Origin of the sequence: Crossiella sp. S99.2, from assembly GCF_023094165.1 — a bacterium.
GTDB lineage: Bacteria > Actinomycetota > Actinomycetes > Mycobacteriales > Pseudonocardiaceae > Crossiella.
On record NZ_JALMDK010000001.1, the window covers coordinates 1,132,570 to 1,151,616 of the forward strand.

Annotated in this window: 10 protein-coding genes; 2 read left to right on the plus strand and 8 right to left on the minus strand. The window is 70.8% G+C overall.

The genetic code is table 11. The annotated features are described in order from the left end of the window. Positions 1-25: 25 nt before the first annotated feature. From MZC64_RS05530 to MZC64_RS05565, 8 genes are all read right to left on the minus strand, one after another. Positions 26-3,202 (minus strand): NACHT domain-containing NTPase, encoded by a 3,177-nt coding sequence (locus MZC64_RS05530; protein WP_247755940.1) that lies wholly within the window; start codon positions 3,200-3,202, stop codon positions 26-28. 91 nt (positions 3,203-3,293) lie between these two features. Next, positions 3,294-4,340 carry a family 2 encapsulin nanocompartment cargo protein polyprenyl transferase gene (locus tag MZC64_RS05535; RefSeq protein ID WP_247755942.1) on the minus strand — a complete coding sequence of 349 codons (1,047 nt, stop codon included), beginning with the start codon at positions 4,338-4,340 and terminating at the stop codon, positions 3,294-3,296. A gap of 1 nt (position 4,341) precedes the next feature. After that, entirely contained in the window at positions 4,342-5,751 is a 1,410-nt protein-coding gene (locus MZC64_RS05540; RefSeq protein WP_308300963.1) for a family 2B encapsulin nanocompartment shell protein, read from the minus strand. Between the two features lie 55 nt (positions 5,752-5,806). Continuing rightward, on the minus strand, positions 5,807-6,964 hold the full coding sequence (locus MZC64_RS05545; RefSeq protein ID WP_247755944.1) for a family 2 encapsulin nanocompartment cargo protein terpene cyclase: 1,158 nt from the start codon (positions 6,962-6,964) through the stop codon (positions 5,807-5,809). A 7-nt stretch (positions 6,965-6,971) separates the two neighbouring features. Continuing rightward, complete coding sequence (locus MZC64_RS05550) at positions 6,972-7,844, minus strand: geranyl diphosphate 2-C-methyltransferase (protein ID WP_247755946.1); 873 nt, start codon at positions 7,842-7,844, stop codon at positions 6,972-6,974. A gap of 45 nt (positions 7,845-7,889) precedes the next feature. Next, positions 7,890-8,981, minus strand: coding sequence for a hypothetical protein (locus MZC64_RS05555; RefSeq protein ID WP_247755948.1), 1,092 nt, complete (start codon positions 8,979-8,981; stop codon positions 7,890-7,892). Further along, positions 8,978-10,069, minus strand: a complete 1,092-nt coding sequence (locus MZC64_RS05560) for a hypothetical protein (protein ID WP_247755950.1) — start codon at positions 10,067-10,069, stop codon at positions 8,978-8,980. The genes MZC64_RS05555 and MZC64_RS05560 overlap by 4 nt, the downstream gene beginning before the upstream one ends. Next, positions 10,062-11,492, minus strand: a complete 1,431-nt coding sequence (locus MZC64_RS05565) for a family 2B encapsulin nanocompartment shell protein (RefSeq protein ID WP_374205626.1) — start codon at positions 11,490-11,492, stop codon at positions 10,062-10,064. Before MZC64_RS05565 ends, MZC64_RS05560 begins: the two co-directional genes overlap by 8 nt. 705 nt (positions 11,493-12,197) lie before the next feature. On the opposite strand from MZC64_RS05565, the gene MZC64_RS05570 reads away from it, so the two are divergent. Further along, positions 12,198-15,401, plus strand: coding sequence for an ATP-dependent DNA helicase (locus MZC64_RS05570; RefSeq protein ID WP_308300964.1), 3,204 nt, complete (start codon positions 12,198-12,200; stop codon positions 15,399-15,401). Beyond that, entirely contained in the window at positions 15,398-18,898 is a 3,501-nt protein-coding gene (locus MZC64_RS05575) for an ATP-dependent DNA helicase (RefSeq protein ID WP_247755952.1), read from the plus strand. Before MZC64_RS05570 ends, MZC64_RS05575 begins: the two co-directional genes overlap by 4 nt. Positions 18,899-19,047: the final 149 nt, after the last annotated feature.

Here is a 19,047-nt window from a genome sequence, read left to right on the forward strand (position 1 = left end):
ATTGTGGCGCACGGCACCGACAGTGTTACCGGCGCACGATCCGGATGTTGGGCCCGAGCTTGTCCAGGTTGCGCACTTCCTGGTCGTGTTGCAGCAGCAGGGTCATCCGCTGGGACAGCCCGGCCAGCGGCGCCAGGTCGTGTGTGTGGCTGTCCCGCAGGTCCAGCCGCCGCAAGGTGTCCAGCCCGGCGAGCGGGGTCAGGTCCGGCACCCCGGTGAAGCCCAGGTTCAGCTCGGCCAGCTTGCCGCCGGCCAGCGGTGCGAGATCCTCGATCTGGGTGTCGTACAGCGACAGCCGGGTGAGTCGCGGCAGCAGCGAACCCAGCCCGGTGACTCCGCCGGGCAGCCTGGACATGGTCAGGTGCAGTTCGGTGAGCGCGGGCAACAACTCCAGCGGCGCGAGGTCGGTCAGGGCCACCGCTCCGCGCAGGCGCAGCGTTTCCAGGTTCCGGGCGGTGGCCACGCCGGAGATCTCCCGCAGTTCCGCGCAACCGGTCAGGTCCAGTTCGCGCAGTTCCGGCAGATCGGCGACGAACCACAGGTCGGTGACGCCGGGAAATCTCAGCTCCAGCGTGCGGAGCCTGGGCAGGCTGGTCAGGAAGTCCAGGCTGGCGCAGGGGTTGTACAGCCGCAGGTAGGCCAGCTCCGGATGCTCGGCCAGCTCGTGCAGGTCGGCCTCGGGATTGTTGTAGTGGTTCAGCGAGCGCAATCGCGGCACCTCGGCCAGGAAGTCCAGATCGCCGGCTCCGGCGCTGGCCTGGCTGCTGATGTCGATCCGGGTCCAGCGCAGATTCCGCAGGTGGTGCAGGTGCGGCAGCTGGTTGTACTCGTGCACCAGCGCACTGCCACCCAGCAGCGGCGCCTTGCCGAGCACCTGGATCGCGTACTCCTCCGGATCAAAATGCCGCCAGGCCCAGGCCAGGTCCCGCTGCACCGAGATCCGCGGATCCGAGGCATACCGGCTCAGCACCCGCAGTCCACCCGGCCCGTTGATCAGCGCCGCCGTCTCCACACAGGCAGTGGCCACCGCGTCACTCAAACCGTCCACAGTGGACGGAAGCTTGCGCAGTACCTGTTCTCCGGCAAGGACCAGCGAGCGCACCTCGCGGCTGTCCCGCGGCGGCACCAGCTGCCCCAGCACCGCGTCCACCCGGGCCGCGACCTCCTCCGGCACGGTGTGCGTGGTCTCCAGGCAGGACACCGCGAGCAGCCGCAACTTCCGGGCATGCCGGCGTTCCGTGTCCGCCCGGTCCAGGATCCCGTCCAGCAGTTCCGCGCGCAGCGGCACCGAGCAGTGCCCGGCGGCCAGCACCACCGTCTCCCGCCAGGTGTCCAGATGTGCCTGTCCCACCAGGAAACCCACCAGGTGGTGGTCGGCGATCTCCTTGCCGGTCAGGTATTCCTGGAAGGTCCGGTGGATGAAGTCCACCTTGCCCTCCACCGGTTCGCGTAGCACGCCGCTGCGCTCCAGCAGGTGCTGCAACACGGTGGCCGGGTGCAGCTGCACCGAGGGCATCCGGGCCAGTGCCCGCTGCACGTGTTCCACCGCGGCGTCCAGGTCCAGCTGGGTCCGCCCGCACATGCTCAGGCTCCAGGCCAGGTACTGCAACACGCCGAGCTTGGTCGCGCCTTCAAGGGAAAGTTCCTGTGCCGCAGGCACTTCCCGCTCGGCGTCGCGACGGTCGAGCAGCAGTTCCAGTGCCGCCTCGTAGAGCTTCATCCGGTCCGGCGGCAGTTGTTTGCGGCGGTCCAGGTTCAGCGCGCACAGCAGCGCGCACAGCAACGGGTTGGTGGCCAGCATGCGCAGCGCAGGCCGGGATTCCAGGTGCCGCAACAACGCCGTGCGGTACTCGTCGAGTTCCTCCGGCTCGCACGGCAGGGCCGCGCCGCGGATCGCCTCGTGCCAGCGGTTGGTGAACTCGGCGATGTCCAGCGGGGTCATCGGTTCCAGCCGCACCGCGCGGAAACCCTCGCCGTCCAGCCAGCCCCGGTCCGCCGCACTCGGCCGTGCGGTGACCACCACCCGCAGATCCGGGTAGGCCACCAGCAATCCCTTGAGCCAGCGCCGCACCCGGGGCCGCCGGTCCGCGGTCAGCTCGTCCACGCCGTCCACCAGCAGCAGCGCCTGGCCGTCGGAGAGCAGCCGGTGCACCCAGCCGGTCGGCGCCAGCCCGGCGATCGGCGCGGCGTTGGCGGCCACCAGGTCCTGCGGTTCGGGCAGTTCCGCGTCGGCGTAGGCCCGCAGCCGCACCAGGAACGGCACCAGGTTGTTCCAGGACGCCAGTTTGTCGGTGAAGGTGCCGCGGGCCGCGGAGACCGCCAGCCACTGCATCAGCGTGGTCTTGCCCGAGCCGGCGTCCCCGCGCAGCAACGTCCGGGACCGGTCGGCCAGCGCCGACTCCACCCGCAGCCCGCCGTCCGCGCTTTCCCAGCCCCGGCCGGACCAGTCGTCGTCCTCATCCACCGACCGGGTCACGCTCAGGCTCAGGTAGGCCACCGACACCGAGGTGCGCGGCCGGTAGCTCCGGGTGTCCACCCCGAACAGCTCCAGCTCGTCCAGGGTCTCGCTGAGGAAACCCAGGTACCGCCTGCGGAACTCGGCGTCCTGCCCGCTGCCGTGCGGGGCGTCCAGGGAGGTCCTGGGCAGTCGGTGCAGCAGCAGTTCGATCTGGGCGGCCACCGTGGTGAACCGGCTGAGGAACTCCGCGTCCGCGCGCTCACCGAAGGCGGGCAGCTGGCGGACCACGCTGACCAGGGCCATGCAGCTCTCGTCCAGCACCGCCGAGTACAGGTCGGCCGCGGCATCGCTCAGCCCGGCCCGCAGCACCGCCGAGGGCACCCGGTCGCGGACCAGCCTGGCCAGTTTGGCCGGGTCCAGATCGGCCTCGAACAGGGTCCGGTCGGACAGGTCCGCCTCGCCCAGCGCGTCGGCCACCGCGGCCAGCGCGGCCTGCCGCTCGTGCTCGGGCAGGTGCCGGAACTCCACGTCGTACCAGGGCTGCAACCGGTGCGCGGCCTGGTCGCCGATATCGGCGAGGCGGCGTTCCAGCTTGCGCCGGGAGAAGGCGTCCGGCACCGCGACGGTGATCAGCTCGGCCAGCGGGAGGCGCCGGTCCGACTCCGCCCGGCGCTGGCTCAGCCAGGTCCGCAGCACGTGCCGGACCACCTGCCGGCCCACCGCCAGCGCGGCCTCGTTGAGCATCCATCCACTCTATCGGGGGACAAAACGGAAAGGCCGCCCTCGCGGTGAAAGAGCGAGGACGGCCTTTGCCTTGTCAGGTGCGGGAATCGCCTCAGCGGTCTCGCTGGGTGATCAAGCGGGCGAGCATGGTGAGCTGACCGCCCGCCCTGGACCGCGGTGAGCTGGCCTGCAAGTGCGCCAGCCCCTGGGCGAGCAGGTCGTCCGCCTTCTGCTGCGCCCAGTCCCGCCCGCCCGCCGCCTCCACCAGCGCGGCCGCGTGGGCCAGTTCGGCGGTGTCCAGCGGATCGGTGCGCTGGTACAGCGCGGCCAGTTCGCGGGCCGCCGGGGTGCCGGAGGTCAGCGCGAAGACCACCGGCAGCGACTTCTTGCGGTTCTGCAGGTCCGAGTAGATCGACTTCCCGGTGGCCGCCGGATCGCCCCAGATGCCGAGCAGGTCGTCCACCAGCTGGAAGGCCAGCCCGACGTCCTCGCCGAACTTGGCCAGGTGCGTCACCTGCTCCGCGCTGCCGCCGCCGTACATGCCACCCAGCGCGCAGGCCACCCTGGGCAGGGCCGCGGTCTTGCCGATGGCCATCGCCACGCACTCGTCCACGTCGACGTCGGTGCGGTCCTCGAAGGCCAGGTCGGCGAACTGCCCGTCGAGCAGGTCGAGCACTGCGGCGTTGAGCAGCTTGGTGGCGTGCTTGGCATCGGGCAGCTTGCTGGTGGCCACCACTTCCATGGCCACCGACAGCAACGCGTCCCCGGCCAGGATCGCCGCGTTCAGCCCGAACACGCTCCACGCGGTGGCCCGGTGCCGCCGGGTGGTGTCCCCGTCCATCACATCGTCGTGCAGTAAGGAGAAGTTGTGCACCAGCTCCACCGCGACCGCCGCAGGGACGGAGGCGGCCGGGATGCCGCCCACCGCCTCCGCGGTCAGCAGCACCAGGGCCGGGCGGATCACCTTGCCGCTGCTGCCCTCGCTCGGCCTGCCCTGCTCGTCCCACCAGCCGAAGTGGTAGCCGGCGATGCGGCGCATGGCCTGCGGCAAACCCTCCACCGCGTCCCGCATCGCCGGCTCGATCATGCCCCGGCTCCAGGCCAGCACCTCGCCAATGGTGTCGGCGCCGAGTACCGGGGCTGTTTCCACACTCGCCATATCAGTGCCCGATCTCGACGTTCTCCAGCACGCCGAGCGCGTCCGGGACCAGGACCGCCACCGTGTAGTAGGTGCTGACCAGGTACGAGCTGATCGCCTTGTCGTTGACGCCCATGAACCGCACGTTCAGCCCCGGCTGGTACTCATCCGGGATGCCGGTCTGGTGCAGGCCGATCACGCCCTGGTCGTCCTCGCCCACGCGCATGGCGATGATCGAGGTGGACCCGGTCTCGCTGATCGGGATCTTGTTGCTGGGCAGGATCGGCACTCCGCGCCAGCCCTGCACCTGGGTGCCGCCGAAGTCCACCGTCTCGGAGTAGACCCCGCGCTTGTTGCACTCCCGGCCGAAAGCGGCGATCGCCTTGGGGTGGGCCAGCATGAACTTGGTCTTGCGCCTGCGGCACAGCAGGTCGTCCAGGTCGTCCGGAGTGGGCGGGCCACTGTGGGTGGGGATGCGCTGCTTCAGGTCCGCGTTGTGCAGCAACCCGAAGTTGGTGTTGTTGATCATGTCGTGTTCCTGGCGCTCACGCAGCGCCTCGATGGTCAGCCGGAGCTGCTGGTCCAGCTGATTCATCGGCTGGTTGAACAGGTCGGTGACCCTGGTGTGCACGCGCAGGATGGTCTGCGCCACCGCGAGTTCGTACTCCCGCGGGGACAGCTCGTAGCCCACGAACGTGCCCGGCAGGTCGTACTCGCCGTCCTGCCCGGAGGCCAGGTCGATCTCCGCCTCACCCTTGGCGTTCTGCGCCTTGCGCGGGCTGAGCCGGTAGGCGGTCACCTGGTCCCGCAGTGCCTCGGACTGGCTCACCACCTGCTCGAACACACTGCGCGGCAAGGACAACAGCGTGCCGGGCGTGGCCGCGCGGGCGGTGAACTGCCAGGTGGCCTCGCCCAGCAGCGCCTCATCGCCGAAGTGGTCGCCGTCGACCAGGGTGCCCAGCGAGGTGGTGTTGCCGAACTCGCCGGTGCCCAGCTTGGTGATCCGGCCGTGCGCCACCAGGATCACCCGGTCCGCGGCCTGGCCCTGGGTGACCAGCACCTCGCCCGCGGCGAACTCCTGCTGCTCGAACCGGCCGGCCAGCGCGGTGAGCACCTCCAGGTCCTCGAAACCGCGCAGCAGCGGCAGTTCGCCCAGCTCCGGCGGCACCACCTGGATCTGGGTGCCCACGTTGCTGAAGCTGAGCCTGCCGTCGCCGACCGCGTAGGTCATCCGCCGGTTGACCCGGTACGCGCCGCCCTTGGCCTCCACCCAGGGCAGCACCTTCAGCAGCCAGCGCGGGCTGATGCCCTGCATCTGCGGCACGGACTTGGTGGTGGTCGCCAGGTTTCGCGCCGCCGCCGTGCCCAGGCTCAGTTGAGCGCCGTTCCCGTTGCCATTGGTCCGGACGTCGGACTCCAACGCTTCTGTCACCGTGCACACCGCCAAGTTCTCTTGTACGAGCAGGAATCAAAGGGGGGTCGGGGGTTCAGCTCTGGTATCTCGGGTTGGTGGCGTGCCATTCGTAGCCGCCGCCCATCCAGGCCCGCAGCCCGCGCAGGAACCGTTGCAGCTCCGGCGAGGGCACGGCCGCCAGGCGCTGGTGCGCGGCCTCGAAGTCCCGGACGATCTGGTTGTGCAGCTCCACCGTGACCTCGGTGGCCTCCTCGATCGAACAACCCCGGTCGGCGACGATCTGCAGCACCAGGTTGCACACCGGCACCTCGTCCGCGGCGTCCTTTGCCACCGAGAACAGGTCGTTGACCAGCACCGCGGCCAGTCCGGCCTGGAACGCGGCCTCCCGGACGTCCGGGGCGTAGTAGATGTTGGCCGGCACCTCGTAGCCGCCGACCGCGTCGATCAGCGTCATCGAGGTGTAGAAGTTGTCGTGCTGCCGCGCGGCCAGGTACTCCCACGCGGTCGGGTACTCCCCGGTGTGCCGCCAGGCCGCGTAGGCGGTCCAGCTGACGAACATGGCGAAGGTCGAGTAGTTGGACCGGTGCACCACCGAGGGCGTGCTGCGGCCGGCCAGGTACTGGGTGGCCGAGCGCAGCGCCACCAGCACCCGCTCGCCGGCGATCTTCTCCTCCAGCGGCGGGGTGAACTCCCCGGCAGGCGGCAGCGGGTCCATCGCCGCCATCGCCAGGGTCAGCCGGAACGGCAGTTCGGTCGGGGTGGCCCCGTGCTCGGTGCTGTCCGCGTAGAGGTCGTCCGCTGCCCACCAGCCCGCGTTCAGCTTCGCCGCGATCAGCAGCTGGTCCGGGTCCTCGGCGTCGGGGTGGGTGAGCATGGCCAGCCTGCCGAACCCGGCCTTGCCCATCATCTCGCTCTCCTGCTCGGAGAACCCGCACTCCTCGGCCCAGGCCGCCACCCGGAGGTCCACCTCCTGGCCGAGCGCGGGATTGATCCGCTCCACCACCGGCACGTACAGCGGGGGGTAGCTGCCGTCGCCCCAGGACTGCTCGACGTAGGACGGATCACCACCGGTCGCCGCCGCCGGGACCGGCGCGGGCGCGACCACCGGCGCCGGCGCGGGCGCGGGGACCTTGCCGAACACGCTGGCGATGCGAGCCGCTGAGGTGCCCAGGCCGGACGGCCCGGCCAGCAGGCTGGCCGGGACCGTCTCGGTGGCGACTGAGTCGCTCATCGGCTCGTCAGATCCGATCGGCCGCGATGAGCAGGTAGTGGAAGCTGCCCTCGCGGTATGCCTGCAGGAACGGGGCCTCGACGCCGGTGGCGACCGAGGACTTCTCCCGCAGCTCCCAGTACGGGATGGTGGCCGCGGTCAGGTCGATCACGCTGATCGGCACCAGGTTGTTGGCCTGCATGGCCTTGAAGTACTGGCTGCGCGGGTGGATGTTGCAGGTGTAGTGCTGGTCGATCTGGCTCACGGCCTTGGACCGGCCGCCGGTGACGTCGTTGTAGCAACCGGTGATCGTGACGTAGCGCCCGCCGATCTCCAGCTGCCGGGCGTGCTCGGCGAAGAGCTGGTGCAGATCCACGTACATGGTGCTCTCGTTGTTCCAGATGGCCTTGCGGGAGGCCGTCTCGAATCCGGTGTCGAGCATGTTCTTGAAGTGGTACCGCACCCGGTCGGACACGCCGCGCTTGCGCGCCTGCTCGTTGGCGAACTCCACCTGCTTCTCCGAGATGGAGACGCCGTCGACCTCGCAGCCGAAGCGCAGGTTGGCCATGATGCTGCTGCCACCGCGGCCACAGCCCGCGTCCAGCAGCTTGTCGGTGGGCCGGACGTCGCCGAGATGGTCCAGCAGCACCTCCGCCTGCGCGGTCTCCAGCCGGTGCATCTCGTCGATGATGGCCTGATCCCGTTGCGCGGCCGGGGTTTCCAGCACCGCAGGGTCGTAGTCGCCGAGGCCGTAGTGGTGGTGGTAGAGGCCGTCGACATCGCCCAGCCGAAGGTTGACCGGGTCCTTCTCGGCGTTCCAGTACGCCGCCACCGAGCGCTGGTAGTCGCTGCGCAGGACTGGCTTGCCGTACTCGGTGCTCCGCGGCTGGACTGTGGTCATCGTGCGACTCCTCCGTTGTCGTTCTGGTGCAAGAGAAAAGTTCGGTCAGCGATAGCGCGCGCAGCGCGGCGCCCAGTGGCAGTCACCGGCCAGCCAGTCCCGCAGCGCGGTCACCACCGCGGCCACCGTCGCTCGGTCGGTGGCGTCCAGTTCCAGTTCCCTGGCCATCCGCGGCACTTCCACCGCGGCCAGCCGCTGGAACTGTTTGACCCGCTCGGTGAGCAGGTCATTGACGATGCCGGTCGCCCGTTCCCGGTCGCAGCCGAAGAACTGCTGGGTGATCAGCACCGCGTTGTGCATCTCGCCCTCGCGGTGGATCTCCTTGTCGTAGGAGATGATGTCGTTGCGCAGCGGGGGAACCTCGGCGAAGATCTCGCCGATCGCCTTCATGGTGCGGTGTTCCCGCACCGCCGCCGGCAGGTCGCCGCCCAGCCCGGCCATGGCCAGGGCGTAGGCGAACATCCCGCCGCCGGTCTGCCTGCGCATCTCCACGTAGTCCACCGGATCCGGGCTCCGGCCCTGGATGACGTTCTGGATTTCCCACAGTGGCGCGTAGAGGAACTCCCCGAGCTGGCCGGGGAAGGCGGCCCGGCCCGACGGCGGCAGGTTCGGCGCCATCCGGGTCCACAGGTCGGCCAGCCCGGCCTGCACCGGGTCCTCCGGCGCTGGCATCTTCGCCAGGTCCGGCGGCATGAAGCTCATCAGCCGGTCGACATAGGCCCTGGCGGCCGGCAGGTTGCGGGTCCGCTTGAACCGGTCGTCGAAGAAGTCGTCCCAGTGGAAGCCCCAGACTCCCCAGGCCGCCACCAGGTCCACCGCCGCGGCGGGCGCGTCCGGCGCCGAGACCGCGGCCCAGAAGCCGTAGTCCTGGGTGTCGGTCCAGTGGTCGGTCCACACCCCGCAGCGCGCGATGCCGATCCGCCGGGTCCAGTCCGCGGCGAACGCGCGGGCCCGCTCCAGGTGCGGACTGGTCTTGGCCGGGTAGGGCATGTAGAACTCCGGCAGCGCGCCGCCGCCGAAGAGAATCCCGTTGGGCTGCAACGGTTCGGTGTTCACCGCGGAGGCGAAAGCGGTCATCCGGGTCAGGCCCATGCCCGGCCCGGACAGCCCCAGCATCGTGGTCGCGGCCTCGGTCATCCCGCACCGCCCACGGAGATCGAGCCGGTGCCGATCCCGCTGAGGAACTTGCCGCCCCGCCGCTGACCCGGCATCGGCGCCGCGTGCTCGTTCATGTACCGGTTGGAGGTCAGGTGCCACTGGTGCCCGCCGGACTGCCAGTCCTGCAGGCCCTTGACGTAGCGGGCCACCGCGATCTGCTCGTCGGCCAGCAGCCGGTGCTCGGCGAACAGCGGCGGCAGTTCGGTGGCCACGGTGTTCTCGAACTGCTTGAGCCGGGAGGTGATGACGTCGTTGAGGGTGTCCGCGGCCTGCTGGGTGTCGCAGCCCAGGAAGGTCTCCATGACCAGCACGCCGTTGTTCACCTCGCCCTCCTGCTGGGTTTCCCGTTGGTAGCTGAAGATGTCGTTACGCAGGTGCACCCCGTCGGCGAAGGTGTCCCGGAGGACCCGGAGCGGGCGGCTGTGCGCCACCCGTTCCGGGACCTCGGTGCCTTCGGTGTACTCGACCAGTCCGACCGACCACGGCGCGCCGCCGACCTTGCGGCGCATGCCGATGTAGTCGATCGGGTTGGGGATGCGGCCGTTGGCGATGTTGTCCAGCTCCCAGCCGCAGTCCACCAACAGGTTCTCCGTGCTCACCGCGAACCGCTTGCGCCAGTCCATCGACATCCGCGGCGCCGTGCGGGCCCAGAGGTCGGCCAGTCCGCGCTCCACCGGGTTCGTCCACTGTGGAGGGTCGGACAGATCGAGCGGCATGAAGGCCATCAGCCGGTCCAGATAGGCTTTGGCCCCCTGCTGGTCCTTGGTCCGCTTGAACAACGCCAGGAAATGGTCGTCGAAGTAGAAGACCCAGGTGTACCAGTCGGTCACGATGTCGAGCCGGTCGCCGGGCGCATCGGGATGCGCCCAGGCGCACAGCCCGGCCATGTCCATGCCGTCGAAGTAGGCCTCGCTCCAGATCTCCGGTCCGCCGTCCTTCGTCGGCCCGATCATCTCCATCTCGACGGCCCACTGCTTGTCGTGCGCCCTCGCCGATTCCAGATGCGGGTTCAACCGTGCCGGGTGCGGCACGTAGAAGTCAGGCAGTTCGAAGGGCTGGTCAGCCATCGTGGCGGCCGAGTTCCACGTTCTCCAGGATGCCCAGGGCGTCCGGCACCATCACCGCGGCGGAGTAGTAGGCGCTGACCAGGTAGGAGATGATCGCCTTCTCGCTGATGCCCATGAACCGCACCGACAGGCCCGGCTGGTACTCATCCGGCAGACCGGTCTGGTGCAGGCCGACCACGCCCTGGTTGTGCTCACCGACCCGCAGCAACATCATCGAGCTGGTGTTGTTCTGGGTGACCGGGATCTTGTTGCAGGGCAGGATCGGCACCCCGCGCCAGGACGGCACCTTGTTGCCGTTCATGTCGATCGCGGTCGGGTAGATGCCGCGGCTGCTGCACTCCCGGCCGAAGGCGGCGATCGCCTTGGGGTGGGCCAGGATGTACCCGGGCTCCTTCCACACCGTGGCCAGCAGGTCGTCCATGTCGTCCGGGGTGGGCGGGCCGGAGCGGGTGTGGATGCGCTGCTTGAGATCGGCGTTGTGCAGCAGGCCGAAGTCCCGGTTGTTGACCAGCTCGTGCTCCTGGCGCTCGCGCAGCGCCTCGATGGTCAGCCGCAGCTGCTGGTCGAGCTGGTTCATCGGCTGGTTGTAGAGGTCGGCGACCCGGCTGTGCACCCGCAGCACGGTCTGCGCCACGCTCAGCTCGTACTCGCGCGGGGCCAGCTCGTAGTCCACGAAGGTGCCGGGCAGGTCGAACTCGCCCTCATGCCCGGAGGCCACCTCGATCTCGGCCTCGCCGTGCGGGTTGCCCTTGCGTGCCTGGCCGGCCACGAAGGCCGCGATGTGCTCCTGCAGCGCGGGGGACTGCCCGACCACCTCGTCGTAGGCGCGCTGGTCCAGGGTCAGCACGGTCACCGGGGTGACCGCCTTGACGGTGAAGTCCCAGATGCTGCTCGGATCGGTCAGCGACTCGTCGCCGAAGTGGTCGCCGTTGGCCAGTGTGCCCAGCACGGTCTGGTCGCCGAACTCGCCGAGGCCGAGCTTGTTGACCTTGCCGTGCGCGATCAGGAACGCCTCGTTCGACTCGTTGCCGAACTCCACGATCACATCACCGGGCTGGTACTCCCGCTGCTGGAACCGGTTGGCCAGCGCGACCAGCACGTCCTCGTCGTCGAAGCCGCGCAGGATCGGCAGCTCGCACAGCTCCGGCGGCACCACCCGGATGCTGCCGTTGGAGGTGAAGGTGACCCGGCCGTCGCCGACGGTGTAGCTCAACCGCCGGTTGACCCGGAACGCGCCACCCTTGGCCTCCACCCAGGGCAGCACTTTCAGCAGCCACCTGGAGGAGATCGCCTGCATCTGCGGGACGGACTTGGTTGTCGTCGCCAGGTTCCGCGCCGCCGCCGTGCCAAGGCTGAGCGGGGCATGCCCGTTGCCGTTGCCGTTGCTGTCGGTCCGGACGTCGGACTCCAACGATTCAGTCACCGCGTACACCACCAATTTCTACGCATGCGAAAAAGGGCAAGAATTAGTTGGGTGAAAAAGAAGAAAACGATTGGGGAAAATGTCTGTCTGAGCGCGTGACGCAGCCTCTCGGGTTGTGGTCCGAGAGGTTGTGTCGTTCATTCATGTCCGGTCAGGGCGAAGCTAGCACCGCGTGTTCGGCCGCGTGAAGTCACCTGACCGGGGGACTTGTTAGTTGTCTGGGGGCAAACATTGCAGGGTGCACGACCACTCGAATCGGTGGTTGAGTTAGCACACGGTGACCGGCTCTCCGCATTTCTGACGAACGCTTGGCGGTGTCTCAACCCGGTTGCCGCAGACAAACGAATGCGGCAGCGCACAGAACGCGGCAGCACTGCTCCGAATGGGCAAGCGTGACGCATGTCGCAGAAGGCTTTGCAGATCGTGTGTTATCGAACCGGCACCCATCCCATGATCCGCCGGGGAACGATTTGCCACTTGTGTGCGCAAACAGCCGAATGGTGGCGGCCAAAGGGTCACATCGGACATGTGCGCATTCGTGCGCTCAGTCGGGCGAACTGGTTGGGCGCCCACGACCCGCGCTCCGGCAGGCAGCGCGCGGAGGTCGTGCTCCAGCGTGCCCGCGAGGTCACCGTGGGCTGCTGTTCGCCCAACGCGCCGGGCCCAGTTCACCCTCCCCACCACCCGGCGTGCTTCGATGCCAGGGTGTCTCTCCGTCCGCCTGCGCTGGTTCGCCGGACGGCCGAGCCGGTTCCGCCGCCGCGGTGGGACGACGCGGCCCGTGCGGTGCTCGCGCACACCGGCGGGTTCCTGCGGGTGCTGGGCGGACCGGGCACCGGCAAGACCACCCTGCTCGCCGAGGTCGCCGCGGACCGGATCCGCCAGGGCGAGGACCCCGAGCACGTGCTGGTGCTGGCCGCGAGCCGGAAATCCGCGATCAACCTGCGGGCCCGGATCACCGCGCGGCTGACCGCCGATCAGCCCGACGGGCTGCGCACCATCCGGGAGCCGCTGGTGCGGACCGTGCACTCCTATGCCTTCGCGGTGCTCCGGTTGCAGGCCGCGCGGGACGGGATGCCGCCGCCGCGGCTGTTGTCCGGGCCGGAACAGGACACGGTGGTGCGGGAGCTGCTGGCCGGGGACATCGAGGCGGGGGCACCGGACTGGCCGGAGCGGTTGCGGCCCGCGCTGGGGTTGCCGGGGTTCGCCGCGGAGTTGCGGGATCTGCTGTTGCGGGCGGCCGAACGCGGGGTCGGGCCGGAGGAGCTGATCGAACTCGGTGAGCGGCACGAGCGGCCCGAGTGGGTCGCGGCAGGCACCTTCGGGTTGCAGTACGAGCAGGTGACCTTGTTGCGCGGGGTGGTCGGCTCGACCGGGCCGCAGGCCGCGGCGCCCGCGCTGGACGCGGCCGAGCTGGTCGGGTCCGCCCTGCTGGCCCTGCAGACCGATCCGGACCTGCTGGCCGCCGAACGGGCCAGGGTGCGGCACCTGCTGGTCGACGACGGCCAGCATCTGGATCCCTTGCAGCACACGCTGATCCGGCGGCTCGGCGACGCCGCCCAGGAATGCCTGCTGTTCGGCGATCCGGACCAGGCCGTGTTCACCTTCCGCGGCGCGGATCCGCGCCGGCTGCTGGCCGAGGTGCCGGGGGAGCGCGGCACCGTGGTGCTCACCCAGGACCATCGGATGGCGCCCGCGGTGCGCGCCGCGGTGTCCCGGCTGGCCGGACGGCTGCCCGGGGCCGGACCGCAGCGGGAACTGCGCGGACGGACGGACGGGGCGTCCGGGTCGGTGCAGATCCGGGTGCTGGCCTCGGCCGCGCAGGAGGCGACCTGGATCGCCGACCAGCTGCGCCGGGCGCACCTGCTGGCGGAGATGCCGTGGTCGCGGATGGCGGTGCTGGTGCGCAGCACCGGGAACACGCTGCCGGTGCTGCGCAGGGCGTTGCTGGCCGCGGGCGTGCCGGTGGCGGTGCCCGCGGACGAACTGCCGCTGCCGCAACAGAACGCGGTGTGGCCCTTCCTCACCGTGCTGCACTGCGCCGCGCGGCCCGACCTGCTCGACCCCGACCTGGCCGCCGCCCTGCTCACCGGGCCCTTCGGCGGTGGTGACCCGCTCGCCCTGCGCAAACTCCGCCGCGGCCTGCGCAGACTGGAGCTGGCCGCCGGTGGCGACCGGGCCAGCGGCGAACTGCTGGTCGAGGCACTCACCATCGATGAGAAGCTGGTCGCGCTGGACGAGGCCGCCGCGCCGGCCCGCCGGGTCGCCATGCTGCTGCGGATCGCCCGCGAGGCGGTGGCCGCCGGTGAGGGCGTGGAGCAGGTGCTGTGGCAGGTGTGGCAGGCCAGCGGGCTGGAACAGCGCTGGCTGACCCTGGCCGGTCGGCACGGACCCGTTGGCGCGCAGGCGGACCGGGACCTGGACTCGGTGGTGGCGCTGTTCGACGCGGCCGCCCGCTACGCCGACCGGCTGCCAGGCTCCGGCGTGGCCGGATTCGCCGATTACCTGACCGCGCAACAGATCTCCGGCGACACCCTGGCCGCGGCCGCGCCGCAGGGCGAGGCGGTGGCGGTGCACACCGCGCACGCCGCGGTCGGCCGGGAGTGGGACCTGGTGGCCATTCCCGGTGTCCAGGAAGGCATCTGGCCCGATCTGCGGCTGCGCGGCTCGCTGCTCGGGGTGGAACGGCTGATCGACCTGCTGGCCGGGGTGCGGGTGGAGGACAAGGTGTCCGCGGTGGCCCCGATCCTGGCCGAGGAACGCCGGTTGCTGCTGGTCGCGGCCAGCCGGGCGCGGCAGTCGCTGATCGTCAGCGCGGTGCGCGGCGAGGACGACACCCCGTCCCGGTTCCTGGACGAGCTGGACGGCGCGGACTTCGAGGGCAGCGACGAGGCCGACGCGATCCGCCCGGTGTTCCAGCCCAGCCGCGGCCTGATCCTGGCCGACCTGGTCGGCGACCTGCGCCGCGCGGTCTGCGATCCACGGGCCGAGCCGGACCAGCGGGACCGCGCCGCCACCCAGCTCGCCCGGCTGGCCGCGGCCGGGGTGCCCGGCGCGCACCCGGACTCCTGGTACGGCCTTGGCGCGACCAGCACCGAACGTCCACTGTGGACCGATGTGGATGCCGTCGGCATCTCACCGTCCACTGTGGACATTCTGTCTCGCTGCCCGTTGCGCTGGATGGTGGAGCGGCACGGCGGCCAGGACCCGGCCGAACTGGCCTCCATCACCGGCTCCCTGGTGCACGCCCTGGTCCAGGCCGCCTCCTCCGGCGCCGACCCGGACACCCTGCAACGCACCCTGGACGAGGCATGGGCCGCGGTGGACGCGGGCGCGCCCTGGTTCTCCCGCAAGGAACGGGCCCGGGTGGAGGGCATGGTCGACTCCTTCCGCGCCTGGCTGGTGCGCAGCCGGGCCGAGCTGACCCAGGTCGCGGTCGAGCACGAGATCACCGTCGAGCTGCCGCCCAAGGAGGACGGCGGGCCCTGGCTGCGGGTCAAGGGCCGAGTGGACCGGCTGGACACCGACGGCGAGAACCGCCCGGTGGTGGTCGACATCAAGACCGCGCGCACCGCGGTCAGCAAGAAGGAGGCCGAGGAGCACCCGCAGCTGGCCGTCTACCAGCTCGCCGCCGCGCTCGGCGCGTTCTCCTCACTCGGCCTGGGCACCCAGCCCGGGGGCGCGCGACTGCTCTACGTGGCCAAGCCGGACAAGAAATCCGGTGCGGCCGAACGCAACCAGGCCCCGCTCAACGAGGAAGGCGTCAAGGTCTGGCTGGACGCGGTCTACGCCGCCGGAGCGGCCTGCATCGGCCCCACCTTCGTCGCCACCGAGAACACCGACTGCTCCCGTTGCCCGGCGCGAACCTGTTGTCCCACCCAGGATGCCGGCAGGCAGGTGAGCGAGTGACCGAGTTCGCCACGCCGCACGAGGTCGCGGCGGCACTCGGCCTGCACCCACCGACCCCGGAACAGGCGGAGGTGATCGCCGCCCCGGCCGAACCCGCGCTGGTCATCGCGGGCGCGGGCGCCGGCAAGACCGAGACCATGGCGGCCAGGGTGGTGTGGCTGGTGGCCAACGGCCTGGTCACCCCGGAACGCGTGCTGGGCCTCACCTTCACCCGCAAGGCCGCCCGCCAGCTCGGCGACCGGGTGCGCGCCCGGCTGCGCAGACTGGCCGGGTCCGGGCTGCTGGACCGGCTCGACCCCAGCGGCGACCGCCGGGCCGCGGTCACCGCCGGCGAGCCGACGGTGCTGACCTATCACGCCTACGCGGGCCGGCTGGTCGGCGAACACGGGCTACGGCTGCCGGTGGAACCCGGCGCCCGGCTGCTCACCGAGACCGCGGCCTGGCAGCTCGCGCACCGGGTGGTCGCCGGGTGGACCGAGGACATCGACACCGACAAGGTCCCGGCCACCGTCACCCAGTACCTGCTGTCCCTGGCCGGTGAACTCGGCGAGCACCTGGTCAGCCCGGACCAGCTGCGCGCGCACGCGCTGGAGTTCTGCCGCCTGATCGAGGACGCCCCGCGCGCGCCCCGGCAACGCGAGGGCCTGCCCGTCGCCCTGCAGGAGATCGTTGCCGCGCAACGACTCCGGGTCGCGCTGCTGCCACTGGTGGAGGCATACGCGAAGCGGAAACGGCGCGAGGCCGCGATGGACTTCGCCGACCAGATGTCGCTGGCCGCCAGCCTGGCCGAGACCGATCCGGACGTGGTGGCCATCGAACGCGAGCGCTACGGCGCGGTGCTGCTGGACGAGTACCAGGACACCGGACACGCCCAGCGAGTGCTGCTGCGCGGCCTGTTCGGCGGCTCGCACCGGCCGGTGCTGCCGGTCACCTCCGTCGGCGACCCGGTGCAGGCCATCTACGGCTGGCGCGGCGCCAGCGCGGCCAACCTGCCCCGCTTCGCCACCGACTTCCCCACCCGCGACCAGCGCGGAAAATGGGTGCCCGCAACCACTTACGGCCTGCTCACCAGCTTCCGGAATCCGCCGGAAGTGCTCACCCTGGCCAACCAGGTCTCCGCCCAACTGCGCTCCGGCGTGGCCGAACTGCGGGCCAAGGACAACGCGGGCGTCGGCGACGTCCGGATCGCGCTGCTGCCCGACCTGCACGCCGAACTGGCCTGGCTGGCCGACACCGTGGCCGCCCGCTGGGAGTCCACAGTGGACGCCACCGGCGCGCCGCCCACGGCCGCGGTGCTGGTCCGCAGACGCGCCGACATGGCCGGGATCGCCGCCGCCCTGCGCGAACGCGGCCTGCCGGTGGAGGTGGTCGGCCTCGGCGGCCTGCTGAACGAACCCGAGGTCCGTGACCTGGTCAGCGCGCTGCGCATGCTCACCGACCCGTTGGCGGGCACCGCGGCCATGCGGCTGCTCACCGGCGCACGCTGGCGGCTGGGCGTGGCCGACCTGGCCGCGCTGTGGCGGCGAGCCCGGCTGCTGGCCACCCCGGAGGGCAAACGCGGCGGCCCGGACCCCCTGGACGCGCTCGCCGACGCGCTGCCGGGCGAACACGCCGAACAGGCCGGACTGGTCGACGCGCTGGACGATCCCGGCCCGCCCGAGGAGTACAGCCCCGAGGGCTTCCGCCGGATCCGCCGCCTCGGCGGCGAACTCGCCGCGCTGCGCCGCCGCGGCGACCAGCCACTGGGCGAACTCGTCGCCGATGTGGAACGCACCCTGTTGCTGGACATCGAATCGCTGTCCCGGCTCTCCGGCGTCGGCCGCGCACACCTGGACGCCTTCGCCGACGTGGTCGCCGAATTCGCCCGCAGCAGCGCCAATCCCACCCTCAACGGCCTGCTCGACTACCTGGCCACCGCCGAACGCGCCGAGGACGGCCTGGAACCCGGCGAGGTCGAGGTCTCCCCGGACCGGGTGCAGATCCTCACCGCGCACGCGGCCAAGGGCCTGGAATGGCACGTGGTCGCGGTGCCGCACCTGGTCAAGGACGTCTTCCCGGGCCGCCGCAAATCCGCCTCCTGGCTGCGGGTGCCGCACCAGCTGCCCGCGGTGCTGCGCGGCGACGCCCAGGACCTGCCCGGCCTCAACCTGCACTCCTGCGAGAACCGCAAGGAGATCGAGGAAGCCCTGGCCGTGCACTCCGAGGAGTTCGAGGAACGCCGACTGGCCGAGGAACGCAGACTGCTCTACGTCGCGCTCACCCGATCCGAGGAAACCCTGCTGGTATCAGGGCATTGGTGGGGTGAGACCGGCGAGAAACCGCGCGGGCCCTCGGAATTCCTCACCGAGATCCACGAGGTGATCACCGCGGGCGACCGGGTCGGCATCGTGCACCACTGGGCCCCACACCCGGAAGAGGACGAGGTCAACCCACTGGCCGCCCAGGGCAACAGCCTCACCTGGCCGGTGGACCCGTTGGCCCGCAGGCGTTCCGCGGTCACCGACGGCGCGGACCTGGTCCGGGAAGCACTGTCCACAGTGGACCAATATCAGTCGCCCGTCGAACCGGAACCCGCCGACGAGGATGCCCCGGAACCCGGGAACTACCTGGCCCGCGACGAGGAATACCTGCCACCGGAGGACGACTACCTCCCGCCGGAGGAGGACTTCGTGCCGCCGGAAGACGACGAATACCCACCCGAGGACCCCTACTTCGACGAGCCCGAGCCCGAGCCCAGCGCCGAAGCCGAAGCCGTCGCGGAACCAGCTCCAGCGCCCGACGCCGCCGACGCCCCGGAACCCGCCCCCGCCAACGAGTTCGACCCCGAAGGCTGGGCCCGCGACGTGGACGTCCTGCTCGCCGAACGCGCCGCCGCCGCCAACCGCCGCGAACAGGTCCTGCTGCCCGAACAGCTCTCCGTCAGTCAGCTGGTCGAACTCGCCAAGGACCCGGACGCCCTGGCCCGCCGCCTGCGCCGCCCACTCCCGTTCCCGCCGAACCCGTTGGCGCGTAGGGGAACCGCCTTCCACGCCTGGCTGGAACACCGCTACCAGGCCAGCCGCCTGCTCGACTTCGACGAGCTGCCCGGCGCGGCCGACGCCGACCTGCCCACCGAGGAGAACGTGGACGCCCTGCAGCGTGCCTTCCTGGCCAGCACCTGGGCCGAGCGCACCCCGCACGATGTGGAGGTCCCGTTCGAGACCGAGGTGGACGGCATCACCGTGCGCGGCCGGATGGACGCCGTCTTCACCGACCCCGACGGCGGCTGGACCGTGGTCGACTGGAAGACCGGCGCCGTCCCCGACGAAGCGCACCTGCCCGCGCTGGCCGTGCAGCTCGCCGCCTACCGGCTGGCCTGGGCCGCACTGGCCGGGGCCGACCTGGCCACCGTGCGCGCCGCCTTCCACTACGTGCGCACCGACACCACCCTGCGCCCGGCCGACCTGCTCGACGCCGAGGGCCTGCGCGAACTGGTCCGCGGCATTCCGAAACTCTGAGCCGAGGTTCAGCGGCCGGCGGTAAGGATCTCCGCCACCTTGTCGACCAGTTCGTCGAGCATCGGAGTTCCGTTCTGCTCGGTGCATCCAGGCTAGGCACGCTCGATCCGGCCGGGCCGCGCGGAATTCGTCAGTTCCCGCCACGGAGT